The following is a 20,657-nucleotide window of genomic DNA, read 5'->3' as shown; positions in this document are numbered from 1 at the left end:
GGCCAGGCCAGACACGCAACTGGGAGCCGATAGGCACGGTGCTGCTGAACCCGGATCGGGAGCAGCCAGCCGAGAAAAGAGCAGCATAGTTAGACGGTGACGCGACAACTACCTTGAAAAACGCCGTTAGTGCCAAGACTCACTTCTGGCATTAACTGGCGCAGATCTGTGGCATTGCTGTTTTGGTATAGAAATAGGTCCTCGGTTACTGCCAAGCTTTGTAAGCATCTGGCTGCAAAAGCATCATCGTGTGACTTGTCTCTTGCGGCATTCTCGTCTTTCAGGCCGTCCTGAACTCCTTCAATGTTCTCCATCAACGCCAGATGCTCCTTCTATCGAGTCAGCAAACCCATTTGGCATCTGGGCAATCCCAAGACTATGAACGCCCCCACAAAAATCACGCAATAGATTGATGCGCAGGCCAATTCCCAACGATATGTAGGACCTTTCTGTAGCCCCACCCCCCATTTTCGCCTTTCATCCCCCATTTGCCCCTCGACGCATCCCACAATCCAATCGCGCATTCCCATCCGGCGCGGGATAATACGGTTCTGCTTGGGGTCACAAGCTTTCCCCCTCGTTGGTATCGGCGTATCAGAAGGATCGAACGCAATGACAGATTGGCTCCAGAGCTATGGAGAAATGGCTGGGCGGGTTCGCCGCCATCCTTGGGAGGACACGCCGCTCGGGCCGCCTGCGCAGTGGCCTGACGTATTGAAGACCACCGTGGCGCTGAGCCTCGCCTCGCATTTTCCCCAGGCCATTGTATGGGGACCGGACCTGATCACGTTGTACAACGATGCGTTTCTGCCGATCCTCGGCAACAAGCCAGAGGCGCTGGGCCGGCGGTTCGATGAGGTGTGGCAGGAGGCCTGGAGCGATATCGGGCCGATCGTGCAGGGCGCCTTCGATGGGCAAGCGACTTATATAGAGAACTTTCCCTTGGTCATCGAGCGCGGCGGCGGTCTTGAGCAGGCTTATTTCACGTTTTGCTACAGCCCCATCCGTGACCAGTTCGGCAAGGTCGTGGGCATGCTGGATACGGTCACCGAAACCACTTCCACGGTGTTCATGACCCAGCGGCTGGCGGTGCTCGATGCCATCGGCAATGCCGTGGCGAACGCCTCCGACCCGCAGAGCATCATGGCAGCCACCACACGGATCCTGGCGGCGCACCTGAACCTGTCCAATTGTGCCTACGCGGACATGGATGAGGACGAGGACGGCTTCACTATTCGTGGCGATTGGGCCAGGGTGGGTTCGCCGCATATCCTTGGGCGTTATCGGCTGACTGATTTTGGCCGACTGGCCGTCACGAATCTGCGTGCCGGCAAGCCGTTGGTGCTCAACGATAACCTCAAGGAACTGGCGCCGGAGGAAGCGGCGACGTTCCAGGCCATTGGCGTCTCGGCTACCATCTGCGTGCCGTTGATCAAGGGCGGGCGATTGACCGCGTTGATGGCGATCCATGATAAAGCGCCGCGGGTCTGGTCATCCAACGACCTGGCGCTGCTGATGGAAGTCACCGAGCGATCCTGGGCCCACATCGAGCGCGCCCGTGCCGACGCTGCCGTGCGTGAAGGTCTCGCGGCCCTGGCCGAATTGAACGCGACGCTGGAAGAACGGGTCGAGGAGCGCACCGCGCGTTTGAAACAGACCGAAGCGGCGCTGCGCCAATCGCAAAAACTCGAAGCCATCGGCCAGCTCACCGGCGGCGTGGCCCATGATTTCAACAACCTGCTGACCATCATTCGTTCTTCGGTCGACTTCCTGCGCATGCCCAGCCTGTCCGAGGAGCGTCGGCAACGCTACATGACGGCGGTGTCCGAAACCGTGGAGCGTGCCGCCAAGTTGACCAGCCAGTTGCTCGCGTTTGCCCGACGTCAGCCGTTGACGCCGCAAGTCATCGATGTGGGCAAGCAGGTGCAGAGCCTGGGGGACATGCTGCAAACCGTCACCGGGGCACGGATCCGAGTCAACGTCGAGTTGTGCGATCAGCCTTGTTACATCCGGGCGGATTTGAGCCAGTTCGAGACCGCGCTGATCAACATGGCCCTCAATGCCCGGGATGCCATGAATGGTCAAGGCACGCTGTGGCTTCGGCTCAGTTGCGGCGGTGGCATGCCGCCCATCCGTGGTCATGCCGGGGCCGGGCAACCCTTTGCCGCCATTGCCTTGGCGGACACCGGTACCGGAATTGACTCGCCAGTGCTCGAGCACATCTTCGAACCCTTCTTCACCACCAAGGAGGTGGGCAAGGGCACGGGGTTGGGCTTGTCCCAGGTGTTTGGCTTTGCCAAGCAGTCCGGTGGCAACGTCGATATTTCGACCGTGGTGGGCGAGGGCACGGTGTTTACCTTGTACCTTCCAGAAGTGGCGCCCGAGAAAAACCATGAACCTGCCCGGGAAGAACACACCCATCAGCTACCGGAAAAGGGCACGCGTCGGGTGTTGATCGTGGAAGACAACCTGGAGGTGGGGCGTTTTGCCAACCAGATACTCCAGGACCTGGGCTACGAAACCGCCTGGGCGACCAACGCCGAAGAGGCGTTGGAAATGGTCGGCCCGGATGTGATGGCATTCGACGCGATATTTTCTGACGTGCTGATGCCGGGGATCAGCGGCATTGCCCTGGCCAGGGAACTGCGCCAGCGTCGCCCGGATTTGCCTGTGGTGCTGACCTCTGGTTACAGCGAAGAGTTGGCCCACAGCGGCCACGAGGGCTTTGAGTTCTTGTCCAAACCCTATTCGGCCGATCAGGTTTCCCGGGTTCTAAACCGGACGATACTGGGGGCCGAATGAGTGTTTCCATGTTTTTGAAACAGTGAGTTCCATTCGTCGGGCAAGGGCTTTGTTGAATCAGCAGTCTGTTGATGACCGACTAGTCTAACTGTCGTGAAGGCCGATATTGTCAGGCAACCGGTTGTTGCCGGTATGGGCCTCGATGAAAGGGGAAAGGCAATGGGTGCACCGTATAGCGAGGAGAACACAGCTGCGTATCCGATCAATGAAGGGTTGCAGTGTGGCCAGTCGACCTATCATGCGGACTTTGGTGAAGAACCGATCAAGTCCATCAAGACGAAGGTGGCCAAGGTGCAGCGAGGCGAGAAAGCCAAGTTCTTGCCCAGGGTCCCGGTCAGAAAGTGACGGCGGACGGTGGCCAGAGTTTGCTCCCACCGGACTGGTGGGAGCTGTGTAGGAGCTGTCGAGTGCAACGAGGCTGCGATCTTGTTCCAGACAATTGAATCGAGAGCGAAAGATCAAGATCAAGATCAAAAGATCGCAGCCTTCGGCAGCTCCTACAGGGGCATTTCGGCTCTTGCGTAAATTTTCTCAACTGGCGTTTTCTTTCACGTTTCTTTCACAAGCAGGTACGTACTCTGAGCTCATCCGTTAGAAAGCAGTACCTGCCCGTTTCCCCAGCGGGCTTTTTTTTGCCTGTCATAAAATAAATCGCCGTTTCGTTGTCCAACCATCATGGCTGACGCTGTGTGGCGCAAACTCGCGCCCGCGTGCACCGGCCATTTTTCTCCGATGCGGCATTTTTGAGGTTTTTATCATGCGTTTGACTTTGTCCACCTTGGTACTGGGATTGGTGGTTGCCCAGGGCGCGATGGCTGCCGGCGACGGTACTGCCGCGGTCGGCGGTGGTCTGGGCGGTGTATTGGGCAACGTGGTCGGTCAGCAGATGGGCGGCAGCACCGGTGCCGCGATTGGTGCGGGCGTTGGCGGCGCAGCCGGCAGTGCGGTGGGCGCTCGCAAGGGCAGCCGCACCGAAGCGGCCATTGGCGGTGGCTTGGGTTCGGCCGGTGGTTCGATTGTCGGTAACCGTTTGGGCGGCTCCACCGGCTCGACCATCGGCGCAGGCATCGGCGGCGCGGCGGGCGGCGCGTTGGGCAGCAACCTGTCCAATGACAACGACCGTCACTCCGGAGGCAAGAAGCACAAGCACAAGAGAAAACATCGTTAAGCGCAAGCTTGGATGAATAGGTCCGGCCTTGTGCCGTGATGCTGTTTACTTGGAAAAAACGGCGCTTCTTTCAGAAATGGGAAGCGCCGTTTTTTTAGGCCTCTTTTGGTTGAAGACGCGTCGAGCTCAAGAGCCCAAAGCAAGAGCAACAGACAGATCCAGCCGCTATGCAACGGCATCACCGCTTTCGCGAGCAAGCCCGCTTCCACAGGAGAAACGCGGTCTCCACCAAGAACCAGGCCGGCTATCAGGCCGCCTCGCGGCGGACGTTGATCGCGGCGGACCCACGGAGCAATGCATTCGTTCTGGCACACCGAGCCTAAGCGAGGTGCCGAGTGGTGGGGCATAAAGCGTTTTGCTGACTTTTGACTGGGCCGGCTCCTGGGCTTCTCAAAAGTGAGCCGCCGTTAAGGGCGGAACCCTAAGCCGCCGTTACCACAAAAACGGATATACACTCCAATCCTGAGGCCCCCAAAAAAACGGCAAATCAAAATCTTCGGAACGATTGCCATCCCCCCGCTTCGAACTCATACATCCATCAACAATTGCGAGGTGTACCATGACGCCGCAAACGCAAGACAAGGAAGAGAACGACTCCTCGGGTGCACCTGTCGTCAATGATCCGGGCAATGAAGACCCCGGTTCCCTGATGGATGACGCCCAGGTTCCCTTGATCGAGGAGGATGAAACCCCGGAGTACCCGCTGCCTTCGCCCACCAACTCGCTGAGTCGCGACCAGCGTCCACCCGATGATGAGGCGGGCGTCGAGCAGGTATCGCGCGACGATGAGCATGTCGAGGCGTCCTCGGAAGATCCGGACATCGCCGGTGACGATGCCTCTGGCAAGCCGAGCTGATCGGCAGGCCCGCCTGTCGATTCAGCGGCACCATCGTCCCGCCACGCGTGCCACACATCAGGTAAGGATCTTGAAAAGGAGACTCACCATGATGAAGTCCAACATGACAGCGCTGACACTCGCCGGAATTCTTTCGCTCAGTTCACTGGCTGCCTTGGCAGAATCTTCGGGTGGTACGCCCCCCGTGGACAAGGGCGGGATGCCACCTTCCACAGAAATGCAGGCCGGCTCCAATTCCGGTGCCGACGGTAACGCCTTGCCCCCGGGCTCTGTGAGCGGTGGGAACGGCGGCGATGCCAGCGGCAGCAGCACCAGCCCCGGTACGGGCAGTGGTTCGATGAGTGGAGGCAGCACGATGGGCGGTGCCGACGCCGGCGGTGGGACCAATGGCGGAGGCGGTACCAGCGACAGCGATGGCAGCTCGGGCGGCAGTGGCTCGGGGTCGGGCGGCTCCGGCAGCTCGGGTCAATAACCGCTGCGTCCCCAATCCACCGCTGTGGCGAGAGAGCACGCTCCCTCGTCACGAGACCTCTTCCACCGATTTCCCATTGCCGCCTCAAAGCCCCCTCGTTATCCTGCTGAATCCTTTAAGGCGAACACGCTGCCCTGGCTGCACCTGAGCCATCTCTGGCATGTTGTGTTGATAACGGATCAGATGCGATGAATGCACCGCTGAAAGAGTTTGGCCCGATCAAAGCTGTGATTTTCGACATGGATGGGCTGTTGCTGGACACCGAGGGGATCTACACCGAGGTCACGTCCATCATCGCTGAGCGCTACGGGCGCACGTTCGATTGGAGCGTCAAGCAGAACATCATCGGGCGTGGGGCCACGGACCTGGCCAATTACGTCGTCCAGGCGCTGGAATTGCCGATCACCCCCGAAGAGTTCCTGGTCATCCGCGAGCCCTTGATGCGCGAGCGCTTTCCTCACGCGCTGGGGATGCCCGGCGCCGAGGAGCTGGTGCGGCATTTGAAAGCTCACAACGTTCCGATTGCGGTGGGCACCAGTTCGTCGAGCCCCACGTTCGCACTGAAAACCACCTTGCACCGGGACTGGTTCGCGCTGTTCGACTTCATCGTGACAGCGGATGACCCTGAAGTCGGTGCGGCGAAACCGGCGCCGGATATCTTCCTTACTGCTGCCCGGCGTCTGGGTGTTGCGCCGCGCGATTGCCTGGTGTTCGAGGATTCGCCGTTCGGCGTGACGGCCGCAAAAGCCGCCGGCATGACCGCCATTGCTATTCCGGATTCGGCCATGGCGGATGAAAAATACGCCCATGCCGACGGGATCATTCGCTCTTTGACAATGTTCCAGCCGAGCCTTTGCGGTTTGCCGGAATTGGAGAGGGCCTGACACAGTCACGCGGCACGGCAAAACGCCGGTCACGGTTAAAGCCATGACCGGCGTTTTTTCATGCCCGGATCAGGCGCCGAAACCACCGTCGATGGTCAGGCTGGCACCGGTGATGTAACCGGCTTCCGGCCCTGCCAGGTAAGCGACGAAGCTGGCGATTTCCTCTACGTTGCCGTAGCGCCCGACAGCCATCAACGACAGCAAGCTGGGGGCGAAATCGCTGTCGGCCGGGTTCATGTCAGTGTCCACCGGGCCGGGTTGCACGTTGTTGACGGTGATGCCGCGCGGGCCGAGGTCACGGGCCAGGCCTTTGGTCAGGCCCACCAGCGCGGCCTTGCTCATGGCGTAAGGCCCGCCGCCGGCGAAGGGCATGCGGTCGGCGTTGGTGCTGCCGATGTTGATGACCCGACCCCCTTCGCCCATGTGCCGCGCTGCCGCCTGGGTGGCGATGAACACGCTGCGCACGTTGACGGCCAGGGTCTGGTCGAAATCTTCGAGTTTGAATTCATCCAGCGGCCCCATCGCCAGCACGCCAGCATTGTTGACCAGGATGTCCAGCCGGCCAAAAGCCTCGACGGTGGACGCGACTGCGTTACGGATGGCATCGGCGTCGGCACTGTCCGCCTTGATCGCCAGGGCTTTGCCGCCTGCTGCGGTGATGCTGTTCTGCAATTCTTCAGATTTTGCGCCAGAGCTGACGTAGGTGAAGGCCACGGCGGCGCCTTCTGCTGCAAGGCGTTTGACGATGGCGGCACCAATACCGCGAGAACCGCCTTGGATCAAGGCGACTTTACCGCTCAGTGCTGGGTTACTCATGATGTTCTCCAAAAAGTGCCGGGGCGAGATACCGCGGTGATGGAGCGAGTATCAAGAAGGTACCGTAGGCTGTGTAGACCGTCATTGCTATAGTCTGTCTAAACCAAAAGTTTAGAGTGGTGCCCATGGAGACCTTCAACAGTATCGAATGCTTTGTGCGCAGCGCCGAAGTCGGCAGCTTTGCCGAGGCGGCGCGACGTCTGAGCGTAACCCCGGCAGCGGTCGGTAAAAGCGTCGCCAAGCTGGAGGCGCGAATGGGTGTACGCCTGTTCCAGCGCAGCACCCGCAGTCTGAGGCTGACCGAAGCCGGCCAGTTGTTCTTGAGGGAGGTCGGCAGCAGTTTCAACACCATCCAGAACGCCGTCGCCAACCTGGCCAGCGCCGGAGGGCAACCCACGGGGACGCTGAAGGTGAGCATGGGCACGGCGTTCGGTCGATTGTATGTCGTGCCGTTGCTGGGGGAATTTCTGCGACGCTACCCGGCGATCAACCCGGACTGGCATTTCGATAATCGCCAGGTGGACCTGATCGGTCAGGGCTTCGATGCCGCCATCGGTGGCGGTTTCGAGCTGCCCCAGGGGGTGGTGGCGCGTAAATTGACGGTGGCACATCGGGTGCTGGTTGCCTCAACCGACTACCTGCAAACCCATGCCGCGGTGACAGAACCGGAAGATCTGTCACAGCATCAAGGCATCCTGATTCGGTCACCACAAACCGGGCGCGTGCGATCCTGGCAACTGACCAACCGCAATCGGGAACACAGCCCACTGATGCTCAAGACGCGCATGACCATGAGCGATTCGGAGGCTGACTGCGCGGCCGCCGCCCAAGGGTTGGGCATCGGCCTGGTGAGCATGCCGATCGCCGTTCCCTTCCTGGAAACCGGAGTGCTGCAGCGGGTGCTGCCGCAGTGGTATGTCGACGATGGCAACATCTCCATCTACTACGCCGAACACAAACTGTTGCCGGGCAAGACCCGGGCGTTTGTGGATTTCATCATCGAGCAGTTTACCGAGCAGGGGTTGGCGCGGCGGTTCAGTGCGGTATGAGCTGGGGCTCCAGACCGAGCTGGGCCCAATCGCGAGCAGGCTCGCACATTGGATTGTGTTGATCAGAAGATTTTTGACACAGATATCCAGTGGGAGCGGGCTTGCTCGCGAAGGGGGCGATGCGGTTTGAAGCCATGAACTCATCGCCCAAACCGCCCCGGCCAGCCAATGATGGTCTTGGGCCGGGGCGTCGCGTAGGTGCGCACTTTCGACGTCGACAACCCCAGCCGCACCAGCGACTCGGCAATGGTCACCGCCGCCGTCACCCCATCGACCACCGGCACGCCGGTGCGCTGGCGGATCTGCTCATCGAGCCCGGCCATGCCGCCGCAGCCCAGGCAGATCACTTCGGCCTTGTCCTGGCTCACTGCCAGTTCGGCCTGTTGCACGATGGCTTCAACCGCCCGTTGCGGGTCTTGCTCCAGCTCCAGCACCGCCAGGCCGCTGGCCCTAACTGAGGCGCAGCGCTCGAACAGGCCGGACAGCTTGAGCCGGTCTTCGATCAGCGGCACGGTGCGGTCCAGGGTGGTGACCACCGAGTAAGCATGGCCGAGGAACATGGCGGTGCTGGCGCCGGCATCGGTGATGTCCACCACCGGCACGTTGAGCAGTTCCTGCAAGCCTTCGCGGCCATGTTCGCCGTAACCGGCCTGGATCACCGCGTCGAACGGCTGATCGTAGGACATCACCCGGTCCATCACCGCGATGGCCGCCAGGTAGCTTTCAAAATTGCCTTCGATGGAGTCAGCACCGAAATGCGGCGTGAGCCCGACGATCTCGGTGCCCGGCGCGGCGACGGCCTGGGCCTGTCGGGCGATGGCCTGGGTGATGGATTCGGTGGTGTTGACGTTGACCACAAGAATTCGCATGAACGGTCCTCCTTAACACATAAAAGTCAGCGGCCCGAACCTGGCGGGCCGTTCGCGCAATCAATGATTGACGTTATCCACCGCGATGGATTCGCCGCTGACGTCCTCGTAATGCGCTTGGCGCTTGGCGATGATCAGGTATAGCAGCCCTGCAATTGAAGCGCCAATCAGCCAGGAGAACGGTGAAACGCTGTCAAAACCAGGCACCAGCGCCAGGACAATCGCGATCAGCGCCGCCGGAATGAACGCCGCCACCGCGCGCAGGTTGATCCCATTGCTGTAGAAATACGCACCGTTTGGATTCTCGCTATACAGTTGCGGCACGTTGATGCGGCCTTTTCGCAGCAGCCAGTAGTCGACCATGATCACCCCATACAGCGGCCCGAGCAGGGCACCGAGGCCGGACAGGAAGTACACGATCACCAGCGGGCTGTTGTAGAGGTTCCACGGCAGGATCAGCACGGCAATGGCGGCGCTGATCAGCCCGGCGCGGCGGAAGGTCAGGTACTTGGGCGCCAGGTTGCTGAGCACGAAGGCCGGGGCGACGAAGTTGGCCATGATGTTCACCGCCACAGTGACGATCAGGAAGGCCAGGCAACCTAACACGAGGAAGAAAGTGTTGGGGATCGAGGCAATCACCTGGGTCGGGCTTTCAATGATTTGCCCATTGATCTGGAACTGCGCACCGCAGAGCAGGATGGTGATCCCGGCAAACACCAGGATGTTCACCGGCAGGCCCCAGAAATTGCCGATGATGATGGTTCGGCGGCATGGCGAGGAGCGGGCGAAGTCGCAGAAATTAAGGATCAGTGTGCCGTAGATCGACAGCCACAGAGCGCCACCGGCAAAGATATTGCGCCACATATCGCCACCGGTCAGCGGCTCGCGGATCGACCAAGCAATGGTGGCGTCGACCTGGGTGTACATCCAACCGGCCAGGGCCGCGACGGTCACCAGGATCACCGGACCGGCAAAACCTTCGTAACGGCGCACCGTTTCCATGCCGTAGGCCAGGATCACCAGTTGCACGAACCAGATCGCCACGAAGCACACCCAGCCCAGGCTCGACAGGCCGAGGATCGAGTCGTGGTCGTAGTCGGCGAAGCCCGGGTGGATCGCCACCAGCAACACGCGCAACACCACCGACGCCAGGTAGGTCTGAATACCGAACCAGGCAATGGCGATGACCGCCCTGATCAAGGCAGGAATCTGCGCGCCGTGGATCCCGAAGCTGATCCGGCTGATCACCGGGAACGGCACCCCGGTTTTCTGGCCCATGTAGCCGGACAGGTTCATGAAGCCATACACCAGCACCGCGCCTATCCCTAGGGACAGCAAGATCTGCCAGCCACCCAGGCCCAGCGCATACAGGCCGATGGCGAAGGAGTAGTTGGCGATGTTATGCACGTCGTTGGTCCACAGGGCAAAGATGCTGTAGCGGCCCCAGCGTCGACCTTCGGCCTTGGTCGGCGCCAGGTCCTTGTTGTGTAGTCTCGGGCTCAGGGCCAGGGGCAAGGCAGTGTTGTCATCGAGGGCAGTGGAGGAGGAGGGCAGATCCAGCGCGATGTTATTGGAGAGACTTGTACGCATTCCGGCAGGCTCCTGATTCTCGGCGCAGCGATGACTGTGCTTGAGCGCGGGGCTCGACAAATCTTCGTCGCGGCGGGCGAGCATCATTGATTACGGGGCATCTGCAGCCTGTACGGGATAGGGCGCTTCAGGCTTGCGGATCTAAAGTGTGTGTATGTTTTATATAAGTTGTATACAAAACATAAGTCGACTAAAGCCAAATTTATGCCACTTACGGATCTATCCAATGAAGCACTAATTTCGTTTCGTTATGGTCTTTGGATAACTAACTGAAATACCGTGATTTAAAACTGACCGTTTAAACAGGTATTTACTTTTTGGCGAATGCCAGTGGAGTTAGGAGGGCAGGCAAGGTGGGAAGGTGTGTGTAACTTTTAGGGGCGGTAACGTGGTAATTGAACACAAAAATGCCACTTGTGGTGACATTTTTGTGTACAAAGGTGCGGCGGGCGCTTAGACGGTCTTGGATTTAGCGATGATGTTCCCGGCGTGCAGCCCGCATTCTTTCTGCGTGGCTTCTTCCCACCACCAACGGCCTTCGCGCTCGTGCTGGTTTGGCAGTACCGGGCGGGTGCAGGGCTCGCAGCCGATGCTGATGAAACCGCGTTCATGCAGGCTGTTGTAAGGCAGCTCCAGCATGCGGATGTAACCCCAGACTTCTTCGCTGGTCATCTGCGACAGGGGGTTGAACTTGTACAGGGTGCGCTCCGGGGTGGAAAACGCCGTGTCGATTTCCAATACCGCCACCTGGCTGCGGGTGCCGGGACTCTGGTCGCGGCGCTGACCGGTGGCCCAGGCGCGGACATCGGTCAGCTTGCGGCGCAGCGGCTCGATCTTGCGGATGCCGCAGCATTCGCCGTGACCGTCCTTGTAGAAGCTGAACAGGCCTTTTTCCTTCACGAAGGGTTCAAGTTTCGTGTGGTCCGGCGAAACCAGCTCGATGTCGATCTTGTAGTGCTCGCGCACCTGGTCGATGAAACGATAGGTCTCCGGGTGCAGGCGACCGGTGTCGAGGCTGAACACCTTGACGTTCTTGTTCAGTTTCCAGGCCATGTCCACCAGCACCACGTCTTCGGCGCCGCTGAAAGATATCCATAGCTCGTCGCCGAATTCGGCGAAGGCCAGTTTGAGGATGTCCTGTGGGGACTTGTTGGCATAGGTCGTGGCGAGTTCCACGACGTCAAACGATGGGCTCATCAGGGCGGTTTCCTACAGGTCGGTGGCGCTGGGCGCTCTATATGGGGCTGATGGTAACAAATGCTGTCGGGGCTGGCGCGTTCCTGTGCGTTGCGCAGGCTTCGACGAATGGCTAGAGTCGGTAAGCCTTTTATTCGCTCAACCGATAAACATCAGAAAAAATGGGAGTGTCTTGTGGAAATTGCCTGTCTCGACCTGGAAGGTGTACTGGTCCCGGAGATCTGGATCGCCTTCGCTGAAAAAACCGGGATTGACGCCCTCAGGGCAACCACTCGGGACATTCCCGACTACGACGTGCTGATGAAGCAACGGTTGCGCATCCTCGATGAACATGGCCTCAAGCTTTCCGACATCCAGGAAGTCATCGCCACCCTCAAGCCGCTGGACGGCGCCATCGAGTTCGTCGACTGGCTGCGCGAGCGCTTCCAGGTGGTGATTCTTTCCGACACGTTCTACGAATTTTCCCAACCGTTGATGCGCCAGCTGGGTTTCCCGACGTTGCTCTGTCATCGCTTGATTACCGATGATAGCGGGCGGGTGACTGGCTATCAGTTACGTCAGAAAGATCCCAAGCGCCAGTCGGTTTTGGCTTTCAAGAGCCTGTACTACCGGGTGATTGCGGCGGGGGATTCCTACAACGACACCACGATGCTGAGTGAAGCCGACGCCGGGATTCTGTTCCATGCGCCTGAAAACGTGATCCGCGAATTCCCGCAATTCCCGGCGGTGCACAGCTTTGCAGAGTTGAAGCAGGAATTCCTCAAGGCTTCGAACCGCAATCTGAGCTTGTAAACCAGTTAGATCTGGACAGGCACAGGATCTGTGGGAGCGAGCCTGCTCGCGATAGCGTTGGTTTAGCCAGCATTGATGTTGACTGACACGACGCCATCGCGAGCAGGGGGTATAGCGTCAACCTGTGGGAGCTCGGCTTGCCCGTGATGCCTTAAAGGTTCTGCAAGGTTTCCAGCAGTACCTTCACCTTGGTAATCGACTCCTGATACTCGGCTTCCCAGTCCGAGTCCGCGACAATCCCGCCGCCGCCCCAGCAGCACACCTGCCCATCCTTGACCAGCAAACTGCGGATGGCGATGGAGCTGTCCATTTCCCCGCGCACGTCCAAGTACAGCAACGAGCCGCAATACAGGCCGCGTCGGGTCGGTTCGAGTTCGTCGATGATTTGCATGGCGCGAATTTTCGGCGCGCCGGTGATCGAGCCGCCGGGAAAGCTGCCGGCGATCAGGTCCAGGGCGTCCTTATCCATGGCCAGTTCGCCGGTCACGCTGCTGACCAGGTGATGCACGTTCGGGTAGCTTTCCAGGCTGAACAACTCCGGCACCCGCACCGAGCCGATGCGGCAGGTGCGGCCCAGGTCGTTGCGCAGCAGGTCGACGATCATCAGGTTCTCCGCCCGGTCCTTGGGGCTGGCCAGCAGCTCGGCGGCGTGGGCCGCGTCTTCGCTGGGTGTTGTCCCGCGGGGCCGGGTGCCCTTGATCGGCCGGGTTTCCACATGGCCTTCGCTGACCTTGACGAAGCGCTCGGGAGACAAACTCAGTACCGCGCCACCCTCGGGCAGGCTCTGGAAGCCGGAAAACGGTGTCGGACACGCCGCCCGCAGCGCCTGGTAAGCGGCCCAGGCATCGCCTTGGCAGGTGGCGCGGAAGCGCTGGGCAAAGTTGACCTGGTAGCAGTCGCCGGCCTGGATATACGCCTGGATACACTCGAAGGCCTGTCGATAGGCTTCGGCGCTGAGGTCGGGGGTCATCGGTCCTTCGAGGCTGAAGGCGCCAACGGATGCCGCAGTCGGCTGGCTGAACAGCGCGATCAGGCGCTGGCGTTCGCCTTCGCCACAATGGGGGTGGAAGATCAATTGGCTGGTGCCGGCCTGGTGATCGCTGATCAGCGCCCAGTCGTACACGCCAAAACGAGCGTCGGGTAGTTGCAGGTCGTCCTTGGCGTGGGATGGCAGGGCTTCAAGGTGTCGGCCGAAGTCATAACTCAAGTAGCCGATCAGGCCGCCGGCGAAGGGCAATTGCACCGTGGCCGGCAGTTCTGCGTCACCTAGCTGTGTCAGCTGAATGCGCAGGCGTTGCAGGAAATCGCTGCCGCTTTCGTCCGGCAACACTGCCAGTTGCGCCAACGGCCAGGCGCTGAGCAGGTCGTAACGGCCGCGCTCGGCACTCGGCCGGCCACTGTCGAGCAGCACGCTGCCGGGGGCATGACGGATCGCCGCGAAATATTCGGCGGGGTTGGTGCGGTAGGGCAGCGGGTGTACGGAGCAGGTTGGCATGGGCGGGGGTGGGTCAGCCGTTCAGGCGGGGGAGCGATTGTAATCCCTCTGTAGGATTTGCTCCTAGAGGGATGTCGGAGATGAGTACGTCTGTGGCTATCAAAGCTACTGGTTGTGGCGCGGGAGATCCCGCTGGGTTGTGCCCGTAGGAGCTGTCGAGTGCAACGAGGTTGCGATCTTTCCACCAGCCATTGAGTTCTAAGCGAAAGATCAAAAGATCGTCCGAGCGCGGCCCGAGCCTTCGCCAGCTCCTACAGACCCCGCGGGAGCAAGCGCCCTCGCCGCAGGGTTTTACATTTCAGCCCTCAACCCTCAACCGGCGGAATATGCCCAAACAACGCCTGGACGAATGCCACGCGCTCTTCCGCGGTTTCCACGACGCCGCGGGCCTTGAGTTCTTCCAGGTGGGCTTCCACCGCGTGGGTGCGCAAGGTCAGGCCGCAGTCGTTGGCGATCTGGATGTTCAGGCCTGGCCGGGCGTTCAGTTCCAGAATCAACGGACCCTTTTCCTGGTCCAGCACCATGTCGACGCCGATGTAGCCCAGCCCGCACAGTTCATAGCAACCGGCGGCCAGTTTCATGAAACCGTCCCAGTAGGGCAGTTGCACGCCGTCCACCGCGTTGGTGGTGTCGGGGTGTTTGGTGATGATGTTGTTCAGCCAGGTGCCGCGCAGGGTCAGGCCGGTGGCGAGGTCGACGCCCACGCCGATGGCGCCCTGGTGCAGGTTGGCCTTGCCGCCGGACTGGCGGGTCGGCAACCGCAGCATGGCCATCACCGGATAGCCCATCAGCACGATGATGCGGATGTCCGGCACGCCTTCGTAACTGATGCTCTTGAAGATCTGGTCCGGCGTCACGCGATACTCGATCAGCGCCCGGTCACGGTGCCCGCCCAAGGAGTACAGGCCGGTGAGGATGCTGGAGACATGGTGCTCGATTTCCTCGTGGCTGATGATCTTGCCGGACACCGTGCGATAACGGCCTTCGAAGCGGTCGGCGATGACGATGATGCCATCGCCGCCGGCGCCCTGGGCTGGCTTGATCACGAAGTCGGTGCGCCCGCCGATGATCTCGTCGAGTTTGTCGATTTCCTTTTCGGTGGAGATCACCCCGTACAGCTCCGGCACATGAATGCCGGCGGCGATGGCCCGCTCCTTGGTGATGATCTTGTCATCGACGATGGGGTACAGGTTGCGCTTGTTGTACTTGAGCACGTAGTCGGCGTTACGCCGATTGATGCCCATGATGCCCCGGGCCTCCAGGGCCTTCCAGGTCTTCCAGAAGCCGAACATCAGGAGTCTGCCTTGAGGAAGGCCTTGAACCGCACCAGCTCGGTCAGGCGGTAGCCGCGATAACGACCCATGGCCAGCATGAAGCCCACCAGGATCAGTAGGATCGCCGGGAAAGTGAAGACGAAGTAGATCAGTTCCGGCACGCTCATGATCAGGTGCGCCAGGGTTGCGGCGAACAGGGTGCCGATGGCGACTTTCATCGCGTGGCCGGCGCCGCGCTCTTCCCAGGTGATGGACAGGCGTTCGATGGTCATGGTCAGGATCACCATCGGGAACAACGCCACCGACAGGCCGCGTTCCAGGCCCAGCTTATGGCTGAACAGGCTGATGGCGGCGATCAGAACCACCACGAACGTCAGCACCACCGAGAGTCTCGGCAGCATTTGCAGCTTGAGGTGCTCCAGGTATGAACGCAGCGACAGGCCCAGCGCGGTGATCACCGTGAACAGGATGATGCCAAAACCCAGTTGGGTCTCGCGGAAGGCCAGGGCGATCAGCACCGGGGTGAAGGTCCCGAGGGTTTGCAGGCCGATCAGGTTGCGCAGGATCAGGATGACCAGCACGCCGATCGGGATCATCACCATGATCATGAAGGTTTGCTGGGTCTGCAGCGGCAGTCCGTAGAGCGAGTATTCGAGGAAGCTGGCGTCGGTGTTCTCGTCCGTCAGCTTGGCCAGGCGAATGGCGTTCATTTCGCTGTTGTTCATGCTGAAGGTGACGGTGGCCTTCTTGCCACCATCGACGGAGATCAGGTTTTCATCGCCGGTCCACCACAGCAGGCGGTCGCTGGGCAGCCCCTGTTCGCCAGTGTCCGGGTTGAAATACAGCCAGTCGGTGCCGTTGAAACTGCGCAGCCACAGCTCAGGTGTCTGCGGCTGCCCGGTCACCAGGCGGATGGTGTGGACCTTTTCCACCGGCACGTGGGCGATGGACAGCACCAGTTCGACGATTCGCGCCTTGTTGGCCGAGGAAGGGTCGCCGGCCAGCAACAGCTTGACGTTGTCGTCGTTGAGGTTGTTGACCCGCTTGATCGCTTCGCTGATGAACGTCTCGACATCGGCCGAATGCTGGCGGATCGGCGCGAGCAGGGCTTCGGAGGCCAGCTTCTCCGGGCCTTCGACGGCGATGCTGTCGCGGAAGGTCGGGCCCTTGACCTTGGATTTTTCGGTGCTGTAGCGCTTGGTCAGCACCAGGCGGTAGTAAAGGGTCTGGTTGCCCTTGGCGCGACGGGCCGACCACGTCACCTTGCGGTTACCGTCGACCCGGTTCACCGATACGCCGTAATTATTGGAAATGAAACTCTCGTTGAGGCTCACGTAGTCGAGGCTCAGCGGTGGCACGAACATCTGGATCTTCACCGGATCCTTGGCATTGGGCACGAACTCGACCTTGGCGTCGATGTTCCACAAGTCGTCGGTGGCGTCTTCGTTGACCGGGATGCCGAGCACGAAAATCTGATAGGCCGTCACCGACAGGCCCACCGTCACCAGGATGGCGATCAGTATTTTCAGATGGAGGGTAAGAGAGCGCATTGGAAATTACTCTGCGGTATGAGCGGCATTGGTGCAGGCAGGTTTGCCGGCGGCGTATTTAAGGCTGGGGTCGACCAGTGCGTCGAAGCGCTTGAGCGCCTCGGAGCCGATCAGCAACGGATATTGGAAGGCGCTGCGGTCGGTCAGGTTCACTTCGATGCTGCGCAAGGCCGAGCCCATGCAGATGTCCAGTTCGATGACCGGTCGGGCCGTGTATTTCTTGCCCTCTTCCGGATCGTAGTCACCGGCGCGGCGTTTGATCTTGCTGACCCGGGCCAGCGGACGTTCGATGGGGTGCGAGTGGGCCGCGTCGATGGCCAGGTAAAAGCGCACCCAGGATTCGCCATTGCGCTTGAAGCGCTTGATGTCCCGGGCACTGAGGGAAGCGGTCTTGGCGCCGGTGTCCAGTTTGGCGGCGACCTCCAGGTCGATGCCCTGCAGGGCAGCGTATTCGTTGAGGCCGTACACGGTTTTTTCACCCGCCGCGGCAAGCCCCGGCAGGCACATGAAATATAGAACAGCGGTGAAGGGCTTGAGTGTCATAGATCCTGGTGCGCAGCGTTCCGTTTATCGGTTCAGGCCCTGGCATTGCTGCACAAGCTCCCTGGGTAGCCTTCCCTATAAAAGGAGAGTGGCAAATCGCGCGGCATTCTAGCACGGTGGTTTTCTGACGCCACCGCTGGCCGGACGCTACGACGCATTCAAACGAGCGGTTATGGTAGGTGGGCTTATTAGACGATTGTCGACAATGTTTATTTTTGTTTTGACGTTAACGCCGCTATTGGTTAGTTTTTGCCGTATTGATTTGCAAGGTGTCGACAATATGCTCGATCAGCTCGAAACCCCGGTGATGGCCCAGGACGATTCGGAGACCCTCTCCGAAAACGTCTTCCGACGTATCCAGGCCGCCATCGTCAAAGGCGAGATCGCCCCTGGCAGCAAGATCTCCGAGCCGGAGCTGGCACGTACCTACGGCATCAGCCGCGGGCCGCTGCGCGAGGCGATCCATCGCCTGGAAGGCCAGCGCCTGCTGGTGCGGGTGCCTCACGTCGGCGCCCGGGTGGTGTCGCTGAGCCATGCCGAGCTGCTGGAACTCTACGAAATCCGTGAGTCTCTCGAAGGCATGGCCTGCCGTCTGGCGGCCGAACGCATGACCCTGGAAGAAATTGACGAGCTGCGCCGGGTGCTGGAAACCCACGAACGCGATGCGGCGTTCCAGGCCGGTGTTGGTTATTACCAGCAGGAAGGCGATTTCGACTTCCATTATCGGATCATCCAGGGCAGCGGCAACCGCACCTTGACGCAAATGCTTTGCGGCGAGCTGTACCAATTGGTGCGCATGTACCGCATCCAGTTTTCCACCACGCCCAACCGTCCGCGCCAGGCCTTTGCCGAGCACCATCGGATTCTAGACGCCATCGCCGACCGTGACGGCGAGCTGGCTGAATTATTGATGCGCCGACACATCGGCGCTTCCAAACGCAACATCGCGCGTCATTTCCAGGACAGCGCCGCCACTGAACGAGGTGAGTCATGAGCAACAGCACTCCAGGCCAGCGTTTCCGCGATGCGGTCGCCAATGAGCATCCGCTGCAAGTGGTGGGCACGATCAACGCCAATCACGCGCTGCTGGCCAAACGCGCCGGTTTCAAGGCGATCTACCTGTCGGGTGGCGGCGTGGCGGCTGGCTCCCTCGGCGTGCCGGACCTGGGCATCACCGGCCTGGATGACGTGCTGACCGATGTGCGCCGTATCACCGACGTGTGCGACCTGCCGCTGCTGGTAGACGTGGACACCGGTTTTGGTTCCTCGGCGTTCAACGTGGCGCGCACGGTCAAGTCGATGATCAAGTTCGGCGCGGCGGCCATCCATATCGAGGACCAGGTCGGAGCCAAGCGTTGCGGCCATCGTCCGAACAAGGAAATCGTCTCGCAGCAAGAGATGGTCGACCGCATCAAGGCTGCCGTCGATGCCCGTACCGATGACAGTTTCGTGATCATGGCCCGTACCGATGCCCTGGCGGTGGAAGGCTTGGAATCAGCCTTGGACCGCGCCGCGGCCTGCATCGAGGCCGGTGCCGACATGATTTTTCCGGAGGCCATCACCGAGCTTGAAATGTACAAGCTGTTCGCCAGCCGCGTGAAAGCGCCGATCCTGGCCAACATCACTGAATTCGGCGCGACCCCGCTGTACACCACCGAACAGTTGGCCGGTGCCGACGTGTCCCTGGTGCTCTACCCGTTGTCGGCCTTCCGGGCCATGAACAAGGCCGCCGAGAACGTCTACACCGCGATCCGCCGCGACGGCACGCAACAAAACGTCATCGACACCATGCAGACCCGCATGGAGCTTTACGATCGCATCGACTACCACACCTTCGAGCAGAAGCTCGATGCGTTGTTCGCGGCGAAAAAATGAAAAGATCGCCGCCTCGCTTCGCTCGACAGCTCCAGAGTTGGACCGCGTAGGTGCTGTGTAGGAGCTGTCGAGTGCAACGAGGCGGCGATCGTTCCCCCCCATTCTCTACAAATCTAAAAAATGGAGACAGCAAATGGCCGAAGCAAAAGTACTCAGTGGCGCCGGGCTCCGTGGCCAGGTGGCCGGGCAAACCGCATTGTCCACCGTAGGCCAGTCGGGCGCCGGCCTGACCTATCGCGGCTACGACGTTCGCGACCTGGCGGCAGATGCGCAATTTGAAGAAGTGGCCTACCTGTTGCTATACGGCGAGCTGCCGACCCAGGCCCAGCTGGATACCTATACACGCAAGCTGAGCCAACTGCGGGACCTGCCCCAAGCCTTGAAAGAAGTGCTGGAGCTCATTCCCGCCGACGCCCACCCGATGGATGTGATGCGCACCGGCTGCTCGTTCCTGGGCAACTTGGAGCCCGAGCAGGACTTTTCCGAGCAACACGACAAGACTGACCGTCTGCTGGCCGCGTTCCCGGCGATCATGTGCTACTGGTATCGCTTCAGCCACCAAGGCCAGCGCATTGAGTGTATGACCGACGAAGTGTCCATCGGCGGCCATTTCCTGCACCTGCTGCATGGCAAGAAGCCGAGCGAGCTGCACGTCAAGGTGATGAACGTGTCGCTGATCCTCTACGCCGAGCACGAATTCAACGCCTCGACCTTCACCGCCCGGGTCTGTGCCTCCACGCTGTCGGACCTGTTCTCCTGCATCACCGCCGCCATTGGCTCGTTGCGCGGCCCGCTGCACGGCGGCGCCAACGAAGCGGCGATGGAAATGATCGAGCGCTTCAGCTCGCCGCAGGACGCCATCGAAGGCACCCTCGGCATGCTCGCGCGCAAAGACAAGATCATGGGCTTTGGCCATGCGATCTATAAGGACAACGACCCGCGCAACGAGGTGATCAAGGGCTGGTCGAAAAAACTCGCCGACGAAGTGGGCGACACCGTGCTGTTCCCGGTCTCCGAAGCCATCGACAAGACCATGTGGGAGCAGAAGAAACTGTTCCCTAACGCCGATTTCTACCATGCCTCGGCGTACCACTTCATGGGCATTGCGACCAAGCTGTTCACGCCGATCTTCGTCTGCTCGCGCCTGACCGGCTGGGCCGCCCACGTGTTCGAGCAACGCGCCAACAACCGCATCATCCGACCGAGCGCCGAATACACCGGCGTCGAACAGCGCAAGTTCGTGCCAATCGAACAACGCTGAGCTGGAGGGTTCTAGCCGCAGGCACTGGATAAACCCTGAACCCTGTGGGAGCGAGCCTGCTCGCGATAGCGTCGGGTCAGCAGCATCAATGTTGGCTGACACACCGCAATCGCGAGCAGGCTCGCTCCCACAAGGGAACATGTTCACTTCAGTAGCTGCGCCAC

At 60.5% G+C, this 20,657-nt stretch carries 20 protein-coding genes; 11 read left to right on the top strand and 9 right to left on the bottom strand.

Translation table 11 applies throughout. The features are described 5' to 3' along the window. Nucleotides 1-89: 89 nt before the first annotated feature. Complete coding sequence (locus tag AACY42_RS26145; protein ID WP_339483305.1) at nt 90-314, bottom strand: hypothetical protein; 225 nt, start codon at nt 312-314, stop codon at nt 90-92. Nucleotides 315-612: 298 nt separating this feature from the next. Between AACY42_RS26145 and AACY42_RS26140 the strand changes: the two genes are divergently transcribed. The 6 genes from AACY42_RS26140 (at nt 613) to AACY42_RS26115 (ending at nt 6,182) form a co-directional block, all read left to right on the top strand. Beyond that, entirely contained in the window at nt 613-2,802 is a 2,190-nt protein-coding gene (locus tag AACY42_RS26140) for a GAF domain-containing hybrid sensor histidine kinase/response regulator (RefSeq protein ID WP_339483303.1), read from the top strand. Nucleotides 2,803-2,895: 93 nt separating this feature from the next. Then, on the top strand, nt 2,896-3,147 hold the full coding sequence (locus AACY42_RS26135; RefSeq protein ID WP_339483301.1) for a hypothetical protein: 252 nt from the start codon (nt 2,896-2,898) through the stop codon (nt 3,145-3,147). A 412-nt stretch (nt 3,148-3,559) separates the two neighbouring features. Continuing rightward, a complete protein-coding gene (locus AACY42_RS26130; protein WP_339483299.1) occupies nt 3,560-3,970 on the top strand; it encodes a glycine zipper domain-containing protein in 411 nt (136 codons plus the stop codon). 670 nt (nt 3,971-4,640) lie between these two features. Continuing rightward, nucleotides 4,641-4,826 carry a hypothetical protein gene (locus AACY42_RS26125; protein WP_339483308.1) on the top strand — a complete coding sequence of 62 codons (186 nt, stop codon included), beginning with the start codon at nt 4,641-4,643 and terminating at the stop codon, nt 4,824-4,826. A gap of 88 nt (nt 4,827-4,914) precedes the next feature. Then, nucleotides 4,915-5,298, top strand: coding sequence for a hypothetical protein (locus tag AACY42_RS26120; protein ID WP_339483297.1), 384 nt, complete (start codon nt 4,915-4,917; stop codon nt 5,296-5,298). Between the two features lie 188 nt (nt 5,299-5,486). Next, complete coding sequence (locus tag AACY42_RS26115; RefSeq protein ID WP_339483296.1) at nt 5,487-6,182, top strand: HAD-IA family hydrolase; 696 nt, start codon at nt 5,487-5,489, stop codon at nt 6,180-6,182. Nucleotides 6,183-6,251: 69 nt separating this feature from the next. Here the strand turns inward: AACY42_RS26115 and AACY42_RS26110 are convergent, their stop codons facing one another. Next, nucleotides 6,252-6,998, bottom strand: coding sequence for a 3-oxoacyl-ACP reductase family protein (locus AACY42_RS26110; protein WP_339483294.1), 747 nt, complete (start codon nt 6,996-6,998; stop codon nt 6,252-6,254). A gap of 125 nt (nt 6,999-7,123) precedes the next feature. On the opposite strand from AACY42_RS26110, the gene AACY42_RS26105 reads away from it, so the two are divergent. After that, complete coding sequence (locus AACY42_RS26105) at nt 7,124-8,047, top strand: LysR family transcriptional regulator (protein WP_339483291.1); 924 nt, start codon at nt 7,124-7,126, stop codon at nt 8,045-8,047. A 140-nt stretch (nt 8,048-8,187) separates the two neighbouring features. Here the strand turns inward: AACY42_RS26105 and AACY42_RS26100 are convergent, their stop codons facing one another. The 3 genes from AACY42_RS26100 to AACY42_RS26090 all read right to left on the bottom strand — a co-directional run bounded on the left by AACY42_RS26100 (nt 8,188) and on the right by AACY42_RS26090 (nt 11,703). Beyond that, complete coding sequence (locus tag AACY42_RS26100; RefSeq protein ID WP_245138428.1) at nt 8,188-8,916, bottom strand: aspartate/glutamate racemase family protein; 729 nt, start codon at nt 8,914-8,916, stop codon at nt 8,188-8,190. A gap of 60 nt (nt 8,917-8,976) precedes the next feature. Beyond that, on the bottom strand, nt 8,977-10,506 hold the full coding sequence (locus AACY42_RS26095) for an NCS1 family nucleobase:cation symporter-1 (protein WP_339483290.1): 1,530 nt from the start codon (nt 10,504-10,506) through the stop codon (nt 8,977-8,979). Between the two features lie 453 nt (nt 10,507-10,959). Continuing rightward, a complete protein-coding gene (locus AACY42_RS26090; RefSeq protein ID WP_024616589.1) occupies nt 10,960-11,703 on the bottom strand; it encodes a phosphoadenylyl-sulfate reductase in 744 nt (247 codons plus the stop codon). A 174-nt stretch (nt 11,704-11,877) separates the two neighbouring features. Between AACY42_RS26090 and thrH the strand changes: the two genes are divergently transcribed. Beyond that, nucleotides 11,878-12,495 (top strand): bifunctional phosphoserine phosphatase/homoserine phosphotransferase ThrH, encoded by a 618-nt coding sequence (gene thrH, locus AACY42_RS26085; RefSeq protein ID WP_339483289.1) that lies wholly within the window; start codon nt 11,878-11,880, stop codon nt 12,493-12,495. Between the two features lie 151 nt (nt 12,496-12,646). Here thrH and pabB read toward each other — a convergent pair whose 3' ends face one another. The 4 genes from pabB to rloA all read right to left on the bottom strand — a co-directional run bounded on the left by pabB (nt 12,647) and on the right by rloA (nt 17,357). Beyond that, nucleotides 12,647-13,990 (bottom strand): aminodeoxychorismate synthase component I, encoded by a 1,344-nt coding sequence (gene pabB / locus AACY42_RS26080; protein ID WP_339483288.1) that lies wholly within the window; start codon nt 13,988-13,990, stop codon nt 12,647-12,649. Between the two features lie 305 nt (nt 13,991-14,295). Further along, entirely contained in the window at nt 14,296-15,282 is a 987-nt protein-coding gene (locus tag AACY42_RS26075; RefSeq protein WP_339483287.1) for an alpha-L-glutamate ligase-like protein, read from the bottom strand. Beyond that, nucleotides 15,282-16,814 carry an osmotic stress tolerance membrane protein RloB gene (gene rloB, locus AACY42_RS26070; protein WP_339483286.1) on the bottom strand — a complete coding sequence of 511 codons (1,533 nt, stop codon included), beginning with the start codon at nt 16,812-16,814 and terminating at the stop codon, nt 15,282-15,284. Before rloB ends, AACY42_RS26075 begins: the two co-directional genes overlap by 1 nt. Before the next feature lie 6 nt (nt 16,815-16,820). After that, nucleotides 16,821-17,357 (bottom strand): retropepsin-like aspartic peptidase RloA, encoded by a 537-nt coding sequence (gene rloA / locus AACY42_RS26065; protein ID WP_339483285.1) that lies wholly within the window; start codon nt 17,355-17,357, stop codon nt 16,821-16,823. A gap of 280 nt (nt 17,358-17,637) precedes the next feature. Here rloA and AACY42_RS26060 point away from each other — a divergent pair, with 280 nt between their 5' ends. From AACY42_RS26060 to prpC, 3 genes are all read left to right on the top strand, one after another. Further along, complete coding sequence (locus AACY42_RS26060; RefSeq protein WP_003204063.1) at nt 17,638-18,351, top strand: GntR family transcriptional regulator; 714 nt, start codon at nt 17,638-17,640, stop codon at nt 18,349-18,351. Next, complete coding sequence (gene prpB / locus AACY42_RS26055; protein WP_047228278.1) at nt 18,348-19,232, top strand: methylisocitrate lyase; 885 nt, start codon at nt 18,348-18,350, stop codon at nt 19,230-19,232. The genes AACY42_RS26060 and prpB overlap by 4 nt, the downstream gene beginning before the upstream one ends. Nucleotides 19,233-19,365: 133 nt before the next feature. Then, nucleotides 19,366-20,493, top strand: coding sequence for a bifunctional 2-methylcitrate synthase/citrate synthase (gene prpC, locus AACY42_RS26050; RefSeq protein ID WP_339483284.1), 1,128 nt, complete (start codon nt 19,366-19,368; stop codon nt 20,491-20,493). Nucleotides 20,494-20,657 lie beyond the last annotated feature (164 nt).

The sequence above is a fragment of the Pseudomonas sp. RL_5y_Pfl2_73 genome, assembly GCF_963970515.1.
Taxonomy (GTDB): domain Bacteria; phylum Pseudomonadota; class Gammaproteobacteria; order Pseudomonadales; family Pseudomonadaceae; genus Aquipseudomonas.
This window is presented reverse-complemented; position numbering and strand designations above follow the sequence as displayed.